The sequence below is a fragment of the Marinithermofilum abyssi genome, assembly GCF_014641195.1.
GTDB lineage: Bacteria > Bacillota > Bacilli > Thermoactinomycetales > DSM-45169 > Marinithermofilum > Marinithermofilum abyssi.
In genome coordinates this window covers 1-17,987 of the sequence record NZ_BMHQ01000005.1, presented here as the reverse complement: position 1 = coordinate 17,987, position 17,987 = coordinate 1, and the positions used below count along the sequence as shown (strand labels likewise).

The 17,987-nt window shown below is 51.1% G+C and carries 17 protein-coding genes and 2 pseudogenes; 17 read left to right on the top strand and 2 right to left on the bottom strand.

Features of this window, described 5'->3' with window-relative positions:
- Window positions 1-52: 52 nt before the first annotated feature.
- Window positions 53-373 (top strand): annotated as a pseudogene (locus IEW70_RS17845) (alkaline phosphatase PhoX); the annotation flags it as partial.
- A pseudogene (locus IEW70_RS18280) lies at window positions 306-557 on the top strand (alkaline phosphatase PhoX); the annotation flags it as partial. The pseudogenes IEW70_RS17845 and IEW70_RS18280, both read left to right, overlap by 68 nt.
- A 56-nt stretch (window positions 558-613) precedes the next feature.
- Here IEW70_RS18280 and IEW70_RS17840 read toward each other — a convergent pair.
- A complete protein-coding gene (locus IEW70_RS17840; RefSeq protein ID WP_229751908.1) occupies window positions 614-883 on the bottom strand; it encodes a hypothetical protein in 270 nt (89 codons plus the stop codon).
- Between the two features lie 107 nt (window positions 884-990).
- Here IEW70_RS17840 and IEW70_RS17835 point away from each other — a divergent pair, with 107 nt between their 5' ends.
- The 11 genes from IEW70_RS17835 (at window position 991) to IEW70_RS07705 (ending at window position 11,756) form a co-directional block, all read left to right on the top strand.
- Window positions 991-1,284 carry an alkaline phosphatase PhoX gene (locus tag IEW70_RS17835; protein WP_229751885.1) on the top strand — a complete coding sequence of 98 codons (294 nt, stop codon included), beginning with the start codon at window positions 991-993 and terminating at the stop codon, window positions 1,282-1,284.
- Window positions 1,285-1,803: 519 nt separating this feature from the next.
- Entirely contained in the window at window positions 1,804-2,547 is a 744-nt protein-coding gene (locus tag IEW70_RS07750) for a thermonuclease family protein (protein WP_188647371.1), read from the top strand.
- A 213-nt stretch (window positions 2,548-2,760) separates the two neighbouring features.
- Window positions 2,761-4,374, top strand: a complete 1,614-nt coding sequence (locus IEW70_RS07745) for a long-chain fatty acid--CoA ligase (protein WP_229751903.1) — start codon at window positions 2,761-2,763, stop codon at window positions 4,372-4,374.
- 102 nt (window positions 4,375-4,476) lie between these two features.
- Complete coding sequence (locus IEW70_RS07740; protein ID WP_188647369.1) at window positions 4,477-4,872, top strand: Rossmann-fold NAD(P)-binding domain-containing protein; 396 nt, start codon at window positions 4,477-4,479, stop codon at window positions 4,870-4,872.
- A 78-nt stretch (window positions 4,873-4,950) separates the two neighbouring features.
- Complete coding sequence (locus tag IEW70_RS07735) at window positions 4,951-6,015, top strand: SDR family oxidoreductase (protein ID WP_188647368.1); 1,065 nt, start codon at window positions 4,951-4,953, stop codon at window positions 6,013-6,015.
- A 664-nt stretch (window positions 6,016-6,679) separates the two neighbouring features.
- Window positions 6,680-7,192, top strand: coding sequence for a hypothetical protein (locus tag IEW70_RS07730; RefSeq protein WP_188647367.1), 513 nt, complete (start codon window positions 6,680-6,682; stop codon window positions 7,190-7,192).
- 885 nt (window positions 7,193-8,077) lie between these two features.
- A complete protein-coding gene (locus IEW70_RS07725) occupies window positions 8,078-8,704 on the top strand; it encodes a YhbD family protein (protein ID WP_188647366.1) in 627 nt (208 codons plus the stop codon).
- A gap of 14 nt (window positions 8,705-8,718) precedes the next feature.
- Window positions 8,719-9,444 (top strand): polymer-forming cytoskeletal protein, encoded by a 726-nt coding sequence (locus IEW70_RS07720; RefSeq protein WP_188647365.1) that lies wholly within the window; start codon window positions 8,719-8,721, stop codon window positions 9,442-9,444.
- 18 nt (window positions 9,445-9,462) lie between these two features.
- The gene (locus IEW70_RS07715; protein ID WP_188647364.1) at window positions 9,463-9,771 is read left to right on the top strand and encodes a DUF4870 domain-containing protein; all 309 of its coding nucleotides are present in this window, start codon (window positions 9,463-9,465) and stop codon (window positions 9,769-9,771) included.
- 96 nt (window positions 9,772-9,867) lie between these two features.
- A complete protein-coding gene (locus IEW70_RS07710; protein ID WP_188647363.1) occupies window positions 9,868-11,226 on the top strand; it encodes an FAD-binding oxidoreductase in 1,359 nt (452 codons plus the stop codon).
- A gap of 344 nt (window positions 11,227-11,570) precedes the next feature.
- Window positions 11,571-11,756: a hypothetical protein gene (locus tag IEW70_RS07705; protein ID WP_188647362.1), complete on the top strand. Its 186-nt coding sequence runs from the start codon at window positions 11,571-11,573 to the stop codon at window positions 11,754-11,756.
- Window positions 11,757-11,811: 55 nt separating this feature from the next.
- Here the strand turns inward: IEW70_RS07705 and fni are convergent, their stop codons facing one another.
- Window positions 11,812-12,849, bottom strand: coding sequence for a type 2 isopentenyl-diphosphate Delta-isomerase (gene fni / locus IEW70_RS07700; RefSeq protein ID WP_229751884.1), 1,038 nt, complete (start codon window positions 12,847-12,849; stop codon window positions 11,812-11,814).
- A gap of 61 nt (window positions 12,850-12,910) precedes the next feature.
- On the opposite strand from fni, the gene IEW70_RS18105 reads away from it, so the two are divergent.
- From IEW70_RS18105 to IEW70_RS07685, 4 genes are all read left to right on the top strand, one after another.
- Window positions 12,911-13,036: a hypothetical protein gene (locus IEW70_RS18105; protein ID WP_268234838.1), complete on the top strand. Its 126-nt coding sequence runs from the start codon at window positions 12,911-12,913 to the stop codon at window positions 13,034-13,036.
- The gene (locus tag IEW70_RS07695) at window positions 13,033-16,704 is read left to right on the top strand and encodes a dynamin family protein (protein WP_188647360.1); all 3,672 of its coding nucleotides are present in this window, start codon (window positions 13,033-13,035) and stop codon (window positions 16,702-16,704) included. Before IEW70_RS18105 ends, IEW70_RS07695 begins: the two co-directional genes overlap by 4 nt.
- 537 nt (window positions 16,705-17,241) lie before the next feature.
- Entirely contained in the window at window positions 17,242-17,661 is a 420-nt protein-coding gene (locus tag IEW70_RS07690) for an RNA-guided endonuclease InsQ/TnpB family protein (RefSeq protein WP_188647359.1), read from the top strand.
- A gap of 130 nt (window positions 17,662-17,791) precedes the next feature.
- On the top strand, window positions 17,792-17,987 hold a 196-nt coding region (locus tag IEW70_RS07685), incomplete at its 3' end, for a transposase (RefSeq protein ID WP_229751883.1).

Here is a 17,987-nt window from a genome sequence, read left to right as displayed (position 1 = left end):
ACCTATCTATAATGAATGGATTGTATTATCATTTCATTTAAACACCTAGAGCTTGTTGCATAAATCAAACTACCGAATCATATCGGAAGAGGGTAAAACTCTCTCAAACGGTGCGCCCATTCCCGGTGATTTTGACGGGATGGCCGCGTTTCGGGGTAAGGACGGTACTACGGTGCTGGTACGCAACCATGAGCTGCGCCCGGGAGAAGGGCCGCCGGTATACGGCAAAAACCCCTATGATAAACATTCGGCCGGGGGCACGACGGCCTTGATCGTAGGTCCCGACCGCCGGGTACTTCGGGAGTATGTCACCTCATCCGGAACGACCAACAACTGTGCCGGTGGAGCGACCCCTTGGGGAACATGGATTACTTGTGAAGAAGATCGGAATACCGACCATGGGTATTGTTTTGAAGTCATGCCGGATACCGGAAAATACACTGTCCCGGACCCCGATTCGGGAGATGGGCTTTTTTTCTCACGAGGCCGTCGATGTGGATCCGACCACCGGTATAGTCTACCTGACCGAAGACGATTTCCGCGGGATCATCGATCCCAATGATCCCAATAACGATACGCGTTTCAGTTTCCTGTGCCGGTTTATCCCCCATGATCAACAGCCGTCGTCCCGGTTCCCTGCAAAAGGGAGAAACTGCAAGATCTGGCTATTGATGAACGCTCGGGTCCCGATGCCGACCTCTTCAAGCCGGGACAAAAATTTGGCGTGGTGTGGAGAGAAGTGAACCCGGAAGAGCCCCATGATGACGCTCTCGCTAAGGGATGCGTCCGCTTCAAGCGGTTGGAAGGCGCCTTTTTTGCCGATGGAGCCTTTTGGTTCGACGACACCGCCGGGGGTGAGAAGCGCCTGGGGCAAATCTATCACTATATCCCTGCGACGGAAACACTGGAGCTCTTTGCCGAAGGAACGGACGCCAACCAGATGGAGAGCCCGGACAAATCTGCATCACACCCTGGGGTGATCTGTGGTTTGTGGAAGACGGAGATAACGGAAACCGGATCATGGGCATTACGCCCGACGGGGAGATATATGAGTTTGGCCGCAACCGTCTGAACGACTCCGAATTGTGCGGTCCCACTTTTGCTCCCGATGGCCAGACGTTCTTTGTGAATATCCAGAATCCCGGGATCACTTTCGCCATCTGGGGACCTTTTCACCGACAAAACGCCGCTCGCCGGCGCCGTCTCGCTTATGCCGCCCCTCCGGCAGAGTGGGCCCCCGCATTCCTCCAAGGGTGGCGGAAGCTGCAGAACGTCAGGGAATGAGCCAACTGGAAGCAGCGGCCTTTCATCGTTTCGGTGTTCCCTTGCTGGGTTAAGTCGGTTTGTCCAGATCCCCGACCATCTTGGCCGGGGGTTTTTTATGGTTGGGGCAGCATGAGATTACTGGTGACTTGCTCCACACGGCTAAAGCACCCCAGGGGCCTGCGGCGCCGTGGGCTTCTTGGATCATTGGGTACGGCAACTCGCTCCCCTTTCCTGAAGGATCCGTCCGAGCCTAAGAAATGCTGAGTCTCCATCGGCTACTCGACAGGAATCATTTTACGGCAGGACTGATTTCTCCTGCCAATCATAATTCGGTTCTCAAGGTGATAGTATAACGAGTTTTTGCTCGTATCTTAAAGATACCAAACACTTGTTTACACCCTCCTTGTCCGACGCCCGCTTTCATCCCAACACTAAAGGGCTGGGTTTTCCCACTCGCTATTTTTAAAAAGAGCGTATAAGCTATAAATTGAAAAATAGATGATCTTTCTAGGACGACATCATTGAGGAGAGAGCAGATTGAAACGAGAATGGGTTTTGTTTTTGGTTGTGTTGGCAGGGATTTTGGCCGGTTGTGTACAAGTGACAGACATACGGAAGGATACCTTTACTGAAAAGCATCCTAACCGGGTTGAAGTTGATTTGGTTCAACTGTTGGATGGTGACACCGCAAAGGTGAGAATCAATGGCAAGGTGGAAATTGTACGGTTTCTTTTGGTTGATACGCCGGAGACCCGTCATCCGGAGAGAGGAAAGCAACCCCTGGGAAATGAAGCGAAATGGATGACGGATAGCCTCCTCGGCAATGCCGAAAAAGTGGAATTGGAGTTTGACGTGGAGCAGCGGGATGAATACGGCCGATTGCTCGCTTATGTGTACGCTGACGGGAAAAGTGTCCAGGAAGAACTGTTGAAACAAGGTCTGGCCAGGGTGGCCTACATATACAAAAACAAACGGCACTTAAAGGAGTTTCGGGCAGCGGAAGAAGTGGCTCAAGAAAAGAAAGAGGGGGTGTGGCAGTGTCCGGGATATGTGACAGATAAGGGGTACAAGCCGGAGAATTGGTTTAAAGGAAAAGGGAAGCCGAAACTGGAACCTCAGGCGATTGTTCCAAAATACAATCCCAACGGGCCCGACCGGGATTGCTCCGACTTCGCCACCCAGAAGGAAGCACAGAGGTTCTTTGAGGAAGCCGGTCCTGGAGATCCGCACCGGCTGGATGGGAGTGACGGGGACGGAAAGGTATGTGAGCAGTTGCCATAAGGGTTCATCTGTTTGTTTCCTGGATGGCAACGGATACCCGTTATCCGTAAACTCAAGACAACAGGTAGCTTAGTCAGCTAGAGTCCGGAAGATCCGCCGAAACTCGTATCTGCAGTTGACACGAGGGAAAGCGCTTTCTACAATCAAATGTAAGATGAGTGCTAATATTCTGTTGAAAATAATGCCGAAGGGAGCGGGACCATTTTGAACAGCATGATGATGGACTACCCTTTGACCCTGACCCATATCTTGGAGCGTGCCGGACGGTACAACCAGTCCGTGGAAATTGTTTCCCGGATGCCGGACCGGACCATTCACCGGTATACCTATGGGGATTTTTATGAGCGTGCGCGTTCGCTGGCGCAGTCCTTGCAGCAGGCCGGGCTGCAACCGGGAGACAGGGTAGGTACCTTGATGTGGAATCACTACGTCCATTTGGAAGCTTACTTTGGCATTCCGGCGGCGGGCGGTGTCCTGCATACCTTGAATCTTCGGCTCCATCCCGATGATTTGGCGTACATTATCCAGCATGCGGGGGATCGTTTCCTGATTGTAGATGATATTTTACTGCCGCTGCTGAATAAGGTGAAGGAACGGATTGATGTGGAACGGATCTTTGTTGTACCGCTGTCGGGACAGCCCGTGCCGGAGGACCTTGAAAATTATGAGGATCTGGTCGCTCAGCCTGCACCGGACTTTCGGTACCCGATGATTGCGGAGGATGCTCCGGCAGGCATATGCTACACATCGGGAACGACAGGAAAACCGAAAGGAGTGGTCTACTCGCACCGATCTTTGGTCCTCCATTCCTTTGCTTCGGCGTTGACGGATTGTTTGGGCGTTTCCCGTTTTGACACTGTCCTGCCTGTTGTTCCGATGTTTCACGCCAATGCATGGGGGCTTCCTTTTACCTGCGTCATGACAGGGGCGAAACAAGTGTTTCCCGGGCCGCATCTGGATCCGGTAAGTTTGTTGAAATTGTTTGAACAGGAGCGGGTGACGTTTACCGCTGGTGTGCCGACCATTTGGTTCGGCATCTTGAAACAATTGGATAAAGGAGAGCGCCGGTGGAATCTGTTGCCCAATATGCGGATGGTCGTCGGCGGGGCGGCTGCACCGGAATCGATGATCCGGGCTTTTGACCGTTATCAGCTGCGGGTCGTACACGCCTGGGGGATGACGGAGACCACCCCTTTGGGAACGGTCAGCATGCTTAAGCCCAATCTGAATGAGCTGAGTGAGGATGAGCAGTATGCTTACCGAGCCAAGCAAGGGTTGCCGGTTCCTTTCGTGGATGTTCGCATTGTGAATGAGGACGGTCCGGCTCCCCATGATGGCAAAACGATGGGCGAGCTCCAGGTACGGGGCCCCTGGATTGCCGCGGGATACTACCGACTTCCTGAGGTGTCGGATGCGTTTACGGCGGATGGCTGGCTACGTACAGGGGATATAGCGACCATCGATCCGGAAGGGTATGTGCGCATTACCGATCGGACCAAGGATCTGATCAAATCCGGCGGGGAGTGGATCAGTTCCGTGGAGCTGGAAAATGCCATCATGGGACATCCAGATGTAGCAGAAGCAGCCGTGGTAGGTGTTCCCCATCCGAAATGGCAGGAGCGTCCCTTGGCTGCTGTGGTGCGGAAAGAAGGAGCTTCCTTGACAGCAGAGGAGTTGCTCTCGTTTTTGGCCCCGCGCTTCGAGAAATGGTGGCTGCCCGATGAAGTGGTGTTTGTGGAGGAAATTCCCCGGACATCGTCAGGAAAATTCCTCAAGCGCCAGCTGCGGGAACAGTATCGGGATTGTTTTAAAGAAGTAAAACAGTAAACCCTTTACAGAAAAGGGGATACAGCCTCTCCATCCCGCGGGAGAGGCTGCGTTCATTCATCCCTGCGGAGGTGAGCAGTTGGAGGACTGGATCAACGAGTGGTGGACCAGCGATCTGGCCGCATGATCCAACTCTCCTCTACATCCGCCCTGGAAGATCGCGGGCTGGCCAATGATGCTGCAGCAAAAGCGCGACCAAACGATGGCCAGCGAATGGGAAAAACCGGCAATGGCGTGGCTTCGGGGTTTATCGTGAAGGAGATGACCTACGCTATGGCCCGCCGTTTGGAAGTGAACGTTAAGCAGTTTGCCGACCATCTCACTTCTGCGATTTCTGCCGGGCATATCGGTAAACCGGAGGATGTAGCCATACAGTGCTGTTTTTTGCTTTGGAGGCAGCTTCTTACCTTAATAAGCAAGTATTTCTGTGGCGGTCGGCAGCGCATACATATGGGAATATTCAAAAATGATAGACGAAAGGGTAGGGGTTCGTTATAATACGAATGAGTAATCATTCACTTCGCCTACGTCGCACATGGAACGACTCCATGATCATCATCCAAAGAGGTGGTTCCATTGGCCAACCTGTATATGCTGACAGGATTCCCCGGCTTTATAACTTCCCGGCTGTTTCACACCTTACGGGAACAGGATTCGTCCGCTTTCTTTGTTTTTTTGGTACACCCCAGTCAAATGAAGAAAGCGGAAAAGCAAACGGCTTCCGAACACCAAGTCCGTCTGTTGCCAGGAGACATTACGCAGGAAGATTTGGGATTGCCGCCTACTGAAGTGGAAAGGCTGAAAGAGAGCGTTACTTACTTTTTCCATTTAGCAGCAATTTACGACTTGGCGGTTCCCAAAGAAGCGGCTTATTCGGTCAATGTGATCGGCACCCATAACGTCAATCGGTTTGTGGAGAAGCTGTCCAGGTTGAAGCGGTATGTGTATTTCAGTACTGCTTATGTATCGGGTGAGCGGGAAGGCCGGGTGAAAGAAGAGGAGCTGGATTGTGGCCAACAGTTTAAAAACCACTATGAGTCGACCAAGTTTGAAGCGGAGAAGTCTGTGCGGGCGTTACAGAATGTTCCGAAGACCATCATCCGACCGGGTGTGGTGGTGGGAGATTCCCGTACCGGGGAGACCGCTAAGTTTGACGGGCCTTATTATATCATGCGTTTTCTGGATGCGATCCGTTTTGCTCCCATTCCGTATATCGGGAAAGGAGACAATCCCTTCAATATTGTGCCGGTCGACTATATTACACAAGCGACGTCCTATTTGGCGAAGGCGGAAAAAGCCGTCAACCGCTCGTTTCATTTGACGGATCCGTCTCCCTACAAGGCGCGGGATGTATACCGGATGATCAGCGAGCAGTTGTTGGGGAAAACCCCGAAGTTTGTGATCCCTGGAAAAGTGGCAGAGTTTGCCCTCAAAGCGCGACCCATCCGCAAGTTTTTGGATGTCGAACGGGAGGCCATCGCCTACATGTCGCGCCAGTCCGATTACGATGCCAGTCAGGCGGCAGAGGTGCTGGGTGAAGGGGGCATTCGATGTCCGGATCTGGCTGCCTATTTGCCTCGGTTGGTGCAGTATTTTCAAGAGCACCGGCATGATGAGGAGAAACGGACGCCCATTCCGTAAGAAAAAAGCAAGCGGTACAAGCTGTTTTAGGGCTTGCACCGCTTTTTTTCGTATGGGTATCCGTTTCTCTCAGCGGTCTCCTGCCAGCCACTCGATGGTGTTCACGGCCAAGGCGGGATGGTCGTAATCGTACCAATTGGGGTGGAGGCTGTCCCCCGGATTACCGGTGCCGCATCATACGGGGAACAGCAAATCGGCCGGAACCGTAGGTGCCGTGGATATGGTAGGGGACCGAGTTTAGATAGATGTCCTCACGATGCTGCTGTTGCTCCTGCTCACATTGATCGTGGTACCGCCCCAACATCCCACCGCAGATACGTCCGGTGGTTACCGGAACCGTTTCCCTGCCATCTATATCACTTCCCTCCTTAAACTATCCTCCTAATAATCTTTATGAGCGGGTCTGACCTTCTCTCTTGGCTTGTTCGGGTTGCATACTTCCAAAATTCGATAGCGTTGTAAAGTTCAATCCTTTTTCCTGTCCCATGCCTTTCGTTTAAGACGCCGCCATTCGGAGCCAATTACAGAGACATAACCAAACTATGGACAAAAAAACAGCACTTCTTACGAATAATTGATATAGGGGATGTAAATAACGTTGCTCTTGATAAGGTCTTTGTATTTAACAGTTTAGGCAAAGAATTTACAGACCTGGAGGGGTATCATGAATGAACTAAAAATATCCAGCGGCAGTATTCGTATGTATACAAACGAAATTCAAATTATCCATTCAACAGCTAAGAAAAAACGCCGACACTTGGAGGATATCACCATTCCATTGAAGGAGATCCATCATGTTGAGTTGTACAAACCACGGTGGCCTTTCAGCAAAGGATATATCCGCTTTTCATTAGATGGGTCTTACCATGTCAAAAAAGACAGTCGTTCAGCAGGTCTGGAAAGCTTCTCCATGCTGTGTTCCACTATGAAGGAATATAAAAAACTTGAGAAGATTAAACGTGATGTTGAAACCGAGATAGAGGCACTCGATAAAAAGGACATGTTACCACCGAACGAAGTAAAACAGATTGAACAACTAATTAAGAAAATACATAATGCAAGGAAGGAACGTAAGACAGGCCGACAAAAGCGTCTCATCTCCGAGTTGGAAAATAAAGGGATTGAAGTGGAGCTTCAAGAGGAAAAGATATTGTGGAAACTGAAGAAGCAGGCATGACTGGATTCCAATACATAAACAGGAGTGATGGATTATTCATCCCAGAGAAGGAAAGTGAGCATAGGTGATCAAGGAAGCCCCACAAAAAGAAGTAGCCCGTCTTCCAATGCAAAGGTGTGCGGGTTACTTCTTGTACACTGTGGTCGCCTGCTTGCGGCAACTACCCGGCGGTAGGGGTACCTCCCTCCCGCCGTTATTCTTTCTATCCACTTGATAAAGAAGAACAGGATTGAACCTGCCGCTCATATCAACCCGCCTACACAACAAGACTGGCCCTGTGGCAATTGAGGCTGCCTGCTGAAGTTGAATGTATTTTTGAGGTTAAAAACCTAGAATGAGTTGATAACGGACAGGAGCCTAATAAAGAGCTGCGAAGCAGATTCTTTCACTGCAAAAACCGAGTTATAGCTTGAAGAATCACTTCTTTACGAGGGAGTTATTCATGCAACTTCAACAAAAAGAGCTGACAAAGTTTCTTGACATGAGCTGAAGAACTCTTTTGTTCGAGCACGACTTTTGACGACGAACTCAGCGACAAGAGAGGAGACGAGACAAAAAGCGGCGCATAGCACGACCTGGGAGCGACCAAGGCGTGACGTGGCCCTGTGGGTACTTGACCTTTTTTGAGTGCACTCTGCATTGTGCCGCGTCTCGTTGAATCTCTTGGAGCGGACAGTATTACTTCTGCGTCGGAGGAAAGGGAGCAATGGACAAAAGAGTCGAAGCGATCATAAAGGTTTGTCATTAATCTGAAAGCCCTGTCGCCTTTCGGCGCAGGGCTTTGTCATTAACCTCAGGAGCCGAAAGGCTCCTTTTTTAGTGATCCACCTACTTGATTAATGTAACATTGTTATGTTACGATTGATGATGAAGGGGAGGTAACAAATGGAAAAGGATTTGATTTCGAAAAAAGAGCTGCTGGAGTTTACCGGTATTTCCTATGGCCAGCTGTATCGGTGGAAGCGAAAAAAACTGATTCCTGAAGATTGGTTTATTCACAAGTCCACTTTTACAGGACAAGAAACCTTTTTCCCAAAAGATCGGATCTTGGAGCGGATCGAAAAAATCAAGTCGATGAAAGATGATTTATCACTGGATGAGCTGGCCGATATGTTTTCGCCGAATCCGCAGGACATTACGCTAACCAAAGAAGAAGCACTAAAACGAAACATTGTTACGGAAAAAGTGCTCAATTTTTATCAGGAGCAAGAAGAGGGGGATCCGAATAAATATCCATTTGAAAAGCTTTTCTACCTTTATATCCTGGAACGAGCTTTGCAAACCGGAGAAATCAGCTTGGAAGAAGGGAAAATCCTGCTTCGGACATTGACGGATCATTATCCCCGATTCCAAGGTAAAAACTGTGATGTCCTCGTTGTTCGAAAGCTGGGGGTTGCTATGTGCTTCTTGGTTTCCACTCCGAGCAAAATGGCCTTTGAGGACGGTGCAAAAGCAATAATCCGTCTCAATATAGCCAATTGTATGGAAGAACTGAAAATGAAGGTGAGCTGATGGAGGGATTGTGGATGAAAACAGGAAGTAAAAATAATTTGGTGATTGCCGGCTCAGGAAGTACATCCGGGGGAAACTATAACGATGTCAAAATCAACGGAGAAGGAAGGGTCAATGGCGACCTGGAGTGTGTTCATTTTCGAACCAACGGAAAAAGCGAAGTAAAAGGGGGAATCCAAGCGGAGTCTGTTCAGGTTCATGGCGTATCCAAGGTTGCTGGAGAGGTGAAAGTTCAACAGTTCAAGGTGAATGGTCATGCGGAGGTTCAGGCGGATGTGAAGTCGGAGGAAGTGAAGGTCTACGGGTATGCCGAGATCAAAGGTCGACTTTCCAGCGAGGAAGTGGAAATAAAAGGCGGAGTTAGCATTAAAGGAGATTGTGAGGCCGAACGTTTTTCAGTTAAGGGAGGCTTTCATATTGAGCATATGTTGAATGCCGGAAATATCGCGATCGATTTGTACCGGACCAGTAAGGTTAAAGAGATCGGCGGTGAGAAGATCACCATCAGAAAGCCCAGCCATTCCCTTCTGGACAAGGTAAAAATGATTTTTAACCTGTCCGGAGAACTTTCTGCCGAATCGATTGAAGGCGACGACATCTACTTGGAACACACCCGTGCAAAAGTGGTGAGGGGAAACCATATCCATATCGGTCCCGGATGTGAAATCGACCGAGTAGAATATAAGGGCAGCTTTAAATCTGACAAGGAAGCTAAAGTACGCGATTGTGTCCAACAATAAAAAAGGAGTGAAATGGATATGGCAACCAAGGGATTAAAAATCCTGATTCATGCCAGTACGTGGTTTGCTCCCGTATTGGTACCCATCATTGTGTATTTGGTCGTATCGGATCGCGAAGTGAAGAGTTTGTCCCTGCAAGCGCTGGTCTTTCATCTGGTGATGGGTGTGCTGATCGGATTATCCTGGGTATTCTCCTGGGTGTTGATCGGGATTCCCTTCCTGATTGTTTTCAGCATCATGGCGGTGGTTGTTCCGGTTCTGGGGATTATCCGTGCCCTGCAGGAACGTCCTTTCCGTTATCCCATCGTAGGGTCCTGGTTTTCCTAAGAACGGGATAGCAGGTTTTTTGAGTGAAAATGGAGAAATACGTATGAACAAAAAGGTGCTCCATGCGGGCGCCTCGTTTTTTGGGGGAGGATCGTTATGAATTGGATCAATGAGCTGAAAAAACGATTGCCGGAAGGACAGGTGACCGACAATCCGACGGTTTTGGAACATCACAGCAAAGATGAATCCTATCATACGCCCCGGTTACCGGATGTTGTGGTCTTTCCCCGCTGCCGGGAGGACGTTGTGGAAGTGGTGCGCTTTGCCGGAGAACGGGAAATTCCGGTGGTGCCTTTTGGGATCGGTTCCAGTTTGGAAGGGCACGTGATTCCCGAGCGAGGCGGAATCTCCATCGATTTTCAGGAGATGAACCAGGTGCTGGAAGTGCGGCCCGAAGACTTTTTGGTTCGGGTACAGCCAGGGGTCACCCGGACCCAATTGAATAAAGAGTTGAAAAAATACGGGCTCTTCTTTCCGGTGGATCCGGGGGCCGATGCTACCCTCGGCGGGATGGCCGCGACCAATGCCAGTGGAACGACTTCGGTTCGCTATGGAGTTACCAGGGATCAGGTAAGGGATCTGGAGGTGGTACTGGCGGATGGGCGTGTAATCCATACTGGCGGTGCTTCAGCAAAATCTTCCTCCGGTTATCATTTGACCGGATTGTTTGTCGGATCGGAGGGGACACTGGGGATCTTTACCGAGTTGACATTGAGAGTCTACGGGATTCCGGAGGGGATTCTGGCTGCGCGAGCCACATTCCCTTCCGTACATAACGCGGTACAGACAGCGGTATCCGTCTTGTCTGCCGGAATTCCGGTGGCCCGTATGGAGCTCGTGGATGCCCGGTCCATCCGTCAACTGAACCAATTCAGCCAGACCGATTATCCGGAAGCGCCGACGTTGTTCTTCGAATTTCACGGAAATCCCGAGGGGTTGCAAAAAGACGCGGCTTTCACCCGGGAACTGGCGGAGGCAGAGGGGAGCCGGGGTTTTCTTTTTGAGACGGATTCCAAAGCTAGAGCGACACTGTGGGAAGCGCGCCACAACCTGGCCTATGCCTTCATCCATGGAACTCCCGGAAAAAAGCAAATGGCGACCGACGTGTGCGTACCTCTTTCCCGGCTGGCGGAATCGGTGGAAAATGCCCGCCGATTAATTGATGACTCCTCTTTAGACGGCGGTATTGTCGGCCATATCGGCGATGGTAACTTTCATGCCCTGTTGATGCTGGATCCCTCCAATCCACAAGAGGTGGCCGAAGCGGACCGGATCCATGCAAACCTCGTAGAGCATGCTCTCAACTGCGGCGGGACTTGTACAGGGGAGCATGGCGTCGGTATCGGCAAGAAAAAGTATCAGGCGAGGGAACACGGGCCCGCTTATGAGGTGATGAAGGAAATAAAGCAGCTGCTGGATCCGAAAGGGATTCTTAATCCGGGAAAAATTGTGTGAGGCTGGGTACCAGCAAACCCTATGAATACGGCAAACAAGCACTTCTACTCGTCACTTTCTCTCCGACGTCAGATGTGATACTGTCCGCTCCGAAATATGGGAACGGTAGCGACACTTCGCACGACTAACTGCCCTGTAGGTGCGATGACCGGCAAAAAGCGAGCCATAGCGCGTCCTGGGAGCAAAGCGACTAAGGTGCGACTTGAGCCCGTGGGTGCATATATCCTTTTTCTTCCGAATCATTACCAGGTACTAATCCTTTATCGTAATAATTACCAGTCCCAATACGGATCAATTATGTTACCATCAAACAGTACTTTCGGAAGAAAAAGGAGGGATTTCAAATGGCTGCAGGAGAGTGGGGTATTCTCGTTCTCTTCTGGCTGTCCTTGGTGGTGTCCCTTGCCTTGATCATAACCGTCGCCGTTTGGTACACCAACCGTCTGGAAGAAAAGCGCGAGCGGGAATTTAATAAAGAAGCCGGTATAACGCCGGTATTCTCAAAACAAAAAACCGTTGAAGTCGAGTAGGGCGCGAACCCTCATTTCATAAATCTAGGCATCCCAAATGGGGATGCCTTTTTGTTTAGCGTCGCTCGAGCCGATCTGTTTCTTTCAGCGCGGTGACATCGGCAGCGCCGATGCCGAACATGGCTATTTTGCATTCGATCTCAATCTGCTCCAACTGACAGGAAACAGCTTCCGCATCAGCCGATGCCGCTGATCGAAGCAGGGAGCGGCCAAAACCGGCCAAATTAGCACCCAGGGCAAGCACTTTGGCTGCTTCCACTCCGGTGTGAATACCGCCGCTGGCGATGAGACAGCTGTCCGGTGCTTGCCGGCGGGCTTCCCGGATGCATTCCGCTGTGGGCAGCCCCCAATCGGCAAAAGCTTCAGCGGCCGCTACGCGCAGCAGATCAGAAGAACGGTTTTTTTCCACTTGAATCCACGAGGTGCCCCCCGCACCGGCGACGTCCACAAACTGAACGCCCGCCTCGAATAAGCGGCGTGTCAGTCTGCCGTCGATGCCAAAGCCCACTTCTTTGACGCCGACAGGTACATCCAACTGACGGCAAACCTGTTCGATCTTGGCCAACAAACCGCTGAAATTCGTGTTGCCTTCCGGTTGAAACACCTCCTGCATACTGTTCAGATGGAGAACGAGTCCATCGGCTTCCGTCAGCTCGACGGCTTTTTTACACTCCTCAGGTCCGTAGCCGTAATTGAGCTGAACAGCACCCAGATTGGCTAACAGGGGAATATCCGGGGCATAGGGGCGGACGCGGAATGTATCCAGGATCTCCGGATGTTCCAATGCGGCCCGGACGGATCCCAGCCCCATGGCCCATCCCCGCTCTTGGGCGGCGGCGGACAGATGCTTGTTGATCTCCTTGGCTTCCTGGGTTCCGCCGGTCATCGAGCTGATCAGGAAAGGAGCCTTTACTGTTTTGCCCAAAAAGGTGGAGGACAAGCTGATTTCCGTCCAGTTCAACTCCGGCAAGGCCAGGTGACGGAAGCGGTATTGTTCCAGTCCATTGGTAATTCCCTTTCCGGTCACTTCACGGTGGAGCACAATGTCGATATGTTCAGCTTTGCGTCGGGTTGTACGTTTGTGATCGGACATATTGGTTTCCTTTCTACGCATGGAAAGACACATTCTATTCTATCAAAGGGAACGGATGGAGTTGGCAGTGCTTTTGCTGTCTATAGTTTGGGGGAAAAAGCGGATGGTGATGCGCGAAGAAATCGGGTTGATGGTAAAATGGAGGGGAAAAGATCAAGTGAAACAAGCAGAAGAAGGGGAACGATGATGCTGGAAACCAAGCCTTCAACCCAACTGCGCCGTTGGGCGGCTGTGTATCAACACATGCAGCAGAACGGCGGAGATGAGCAAGCGCAACAGTGGCTGGAAGTGATGAAAAAGCGGCTACGGGAAGAGTACGTGATCGCCTTCTGCGGCCATTTTTCCGCAGGGAAATCTTCGATGCTGAACCGGTTGTACGGAAAACCGCTGCTCCCTTCCAGTCCCATTCCCACCAGTGCCAATCTCGTCGGGATCCGCAAGGGGGACGACAGGGTCTGTATGACCCTTCGCTCCGGTCTGCGGCAGGAATTCCGGGGAATCTATACGGATGAACAGCTGAAACAACTGTGCAAAAATGGCGATGAAGTGATCGCTGTCGAAGTGTACCGTAAGGATGCCCCATTTCCGGAAAATGTGATACTGTTGGATACGCCGGGGATTGACTCGACGGACGAGGCGCACCGCCTGGCTACGGAATCGGCTTTGCACTTATCCGATCACATTTTTTATATTATGGATTACAACCATGTGCAGTCGGAAGTCAACTTGGCTTTTATCAAGGAGTTGCAACAGCGGGGGAAAGTAGTCTCCCTGATTGTGAACCAGATTGATAAACACCGGGGAGAAGAGCTTCCCTTTCATGTCTATCAGGAAAAAGTGAAGGCCTCTTTCCGTCAATGGGACATTCAAGCAGCCGATATTTTTTATACCACTCTCCGGGAGCCGGATCATCCCTGGAATGAGATGAATCGGCTGCAAAAACGGCTGGAGGATTTGATCAAGCACCGTTACGCTTCCTTGGCAGAGAGTGCTGAGAAAGAGTTCCGTTTTTTGATGAACGACTATGTGAAGCATCGCCGACAACAAGCGGAGGAAACGATCGCTGAATGGGAACAGAAACGGGACCCGTCGTTCAGCCTTTCACCGGACGTGTTGGAAGAGTGGCAACAGGAAAAGGAAGAGCTCCAGCGTCGATGCCAGCGTCTTTCGTCGGATTTTTTGGAAGGGCTAGACAATATTCTGCAAAATGCCTATCTGATGCCCTATGAGATGCGCGAGGCGGCACATTCTTTCTTGGAAACCGTGATGACCAAGTTCAAAGTGGGGTTTTTCTTTGCCAAATCGAAGACGGAACAGGAAAAAGCCCGGCGCTTGCAGGTGTTTATCGACCGCCTTGGCCAAACGGTGGAAACCCAGCTGGACGTACACGTCAAGCAATATATCCTTCAGTACCTGAAGAAGCACGGGGTATACACGGAAGAGCGGGGAGAAGCGATTTACGCGCTGTCGAATCCGGTTACACCGGAACTTGTCCGAAGTGTCGTCAAAGAGGGCGCCGGTTTAACCGGGGATTATCTGCTGAAATATACCGAAGACGTGGCTTCGGCTGTGAAAAAAGCATACCGGGATCAAGGGATGAAGTGGTTTGCCGACTTTTCCGGGGATATTAAGCAGCGTTTGTCGGCAAAAGAACGGGATCTGGAAGCAAACATCCGGCGATGGGAGGAGCAAGCTGCCATCCAGGATCGGATCGATCAGTTGCAACGATCATGGGAATCGGAACGGGATCGGCTGCACCGGCTGCTGGAAGGCGAGGAAGAGGGGGATCTGCCTGCGGATTGGGAGCAGTGGCTGGAGGAGGAAGATATCGAATCTCTGTCCCATTGGCAGGCTATAACCACCCCGTCCGCGGAGACATCGGAGGCTGGAGAGTCACGGGCCGCTGCCTTGGTCACAGTGGATCGGGATCTCGGCCAGAGCGACCGCAAAGAGAGTGTGATCCGTCTGGGCGAGGAAGCTGCAGCCGCGATGCAACGCGTGGAAGCGGTCGACTCCATTCGCCGGGAGCTGATCCGCAAGCAGGAACGGGCCCGGCAGCGGAAGTTCACGGTGGCTTTGTTTGGGGCTTTCAGCGCGGGCAAATCCTCTTTTGCCAACGCTTTGATCGGCGACAATATCCTTCCCGTTTCTCCCCATCCGACGACGGCGGCCATCAATATGATCGCTCCGCCGACGGAGGAGCATTCCCATGGACAAGTGAAGGTCCGGTTCAAGACGCGGGAACGGCTGACCGAGGATGTGCGCCAGGCATTCCGCTTGTTTGGAAAGCAGGTCGCCGATTTGGAATCAGCAGTGCAAGAGATACCTTCGTTGCTGGCAACAGAGACGCCTAATAAGCGCCAAAAAACGGCATTGCCTTTTCTGCAGGCAGTGATGGAAGGTTTTGAGAATATATACGGTCACCTGGGGAAAGTCATTGTGCGGAACTTGGACTCCTTCGGTGAGTATATAGCGGATGAGACCAAGTCCTGCTTTGTGGAATCGGCGGTGCTCTATTACGATTGCCCGTTAACGCAACAGGGAGTTACCTTGGTGGATACACCCGGCGCGGACTCGATGAACGCCCGCCATACAGAAGTAGCCTTTGAGTACATCCGTAATGCGGACGCGATTTTGTTTGTCACCTATTACAACCATGCCTTTTCTCGGGCGGATCGGGAATTCCTAATTCAGCTCGGACGGGTGAAAGATGCCTTCGCCATGGATAAAATGTTTTTTATCATGAATGCGGCGGATTTGGCAGCGACACCGGAAGAGCGGGCCGAAGTGGAGTCCTACCTCCGTGAACGCCTTGTTCACTACGGGATTCGGCAGCCGCGTCTGTATCCCCTCTCCAGCCTGGCAGCGCTGAAGGAGAAGCAAGGGAACGTAGCAGGGGTTCAAGTGCCGGGAATTTCAGGGTCCGGCATAGCAGAATTTGAAGCGGATTTTCAATCGTTTTTGATGGGAGACCTGCTGTCTCTGTCTCTCCATGGCATCCGGAAAGAAGTGACGCGCGGACATCGAGCACTGGAGAACATCCTGGGAGCTGCCCGGAAAAACAAGGCAGACAAAGAACAGCAAAAGAGAGAGCTGGAACAGAAGCAAACGGTCCTGCTGGAAAGCCTGAATCAATGGGATACCCGAACGGTAGAGCACGCCCTTCGTCAGGAAACGGAAGAGCTTCTGTACTATGTGAAACAGCGCTTGTTCCTGCGATACAATGATGTGTTCTTGGAGATTGTCCATCCGTCCGTGTTGCGGGACGGAACTGAAAATGTGAAGGCCTTGCTTAAGGATTGCGCCATGGAAGTGACGGACTTTTTGCGGCAGGATCTGCTTCAGGAACTGAGGGCTACTTCCATCCGATTGGAGCGATGGTTGGAATCCAAGTTGGAGAGTACCCACCAGGAGTGGTTGGAACAAGGGAGTATCCTGGAAGAAGGAATCACATTGACCCGGGAGGAAACGGCCTTCTCCACTCCGTCACTGGCCCCTCCGTTGCCGGATTGGAATGGAGATGCGTTCAAAAAAGTCCTGGCACCCTTTAACCGCTCACAAACCTTTATCGACCGCGAAGAGAAAAACCGCCTGCGGGAGGCGATGCGAACCGTTTTGGAAGAAGCGGTATCGACGCATCTCGAAGCCGAGGGGGAACGGATTTTTACCCATTACCGTGAAGAGTGGGAAAAGGGCGTGAAGCAGTGGAAAGACGGGATCCGTAGGGATGTGGAAGACCATTACGGCCGACTGCTGACGGCTCTTACGGAAGAAGTGGATGTATCGGCTGTTGAGCGGGTAGCTGACACATTGAAGCGGATCGATCAGGAGATGGCCGAGCTGCTACAATCTTGACTGCTGATAGCCTTTCTTTTCGTCATAGGAAGGAATGAAGCCAAAAGAACCCTCACCCATGGCTGTGAGATCACGAAGGTGAATCAACCTGTATGGGCGTTTGCGACTATCAGCAACCTTGAACAAAGCAATGACCGATACGCTACTGATTATGAAGAGGTTTCTGAGGCTGAGGGGATTTTATAGTTTGGTGATGTTAAGCCCAGCCAAAAAGTTGAAAAAACCTATAAGGTGAAAAACACCAAGTGGTGGCGACAAGATGTCCGGATTGCAGTAGCAGGTGCCCGAGATGTCTATGTTGAACGATATCGGCTTGGCCACTGGTTGATAAACAAAAAAGCCGTTCCTTATAAAGAGCGAGCGGGAAAACACAGCCCTTTAGGCTTGGGATGAAAGCGAGCGTCGGACGCGGGAGGGCTTCAGCCTTCTTACCAAGTCCGACATTGTTCCAATGCCCATCTGATCCATTTGAAAATACTGCCGTTCGGGTGGAATCCCGTATAATATAATTGTGCGAAAAAACCGGACAAAGAGGAGGTGATCACGCTGATAAGAACCTACAAATTCAAGCTGGAGCCAAAGAAAGAGCAAATCGAGAAGTTCGAATGGACACTGGGCCTGTGCCGCTGGCTCTACAACTCTATGCTTGAACAACGAAAGTTTTCCTACAAAAGACGTGATATCACGTTGACCTATCACAAGCAAGCAATCGAACTCCCAGAACTCAAGAAGGAGATCCCGGAGTTCAAAGAAATCCATTCCCAGGTTCTTCAAGACGTAGCCAAGCGGTTGGACAAAGCATTTCAAGCGTTTTTCCGTCGTGTGCAACACGGTGAAAAGCCGGGATACCCTCGCTTTCAAGGTAAGAACCGATTGATAGCTTCACCTATCCTCAACTCGGGTTCAAGATCGAAGGGAAGTTTCTCAAGCTATCTAAGATCGGCAACGTTCGCATGAAGCTACATAGACAGATCGAAGGAAGGGCAAAACTTGCTCCATCAAGCGGAAAAACGGCAAGTACTACGCTTGTTTCTCGTGCGAGGTGGAGGCGGAGCCTGCGAGCACCGATAAGCGAGTGGGAGTGGATTTGGGGGTCAAACATCTTGCTGTTACCTCTGATGAGAAGTATTTCGACCACCCCAAGTATCTTCGTAAGTCGGAAAGAAAGTTGAAATGGCTCCAACGGATGGTTTCCCGCAGAAAGAAGGGATCCAATCGTTGGAGAAAAGCGGCCCTGATGTTAGCCAAATGCCATGAATACATAGCTAATCAGCGAAAAGACG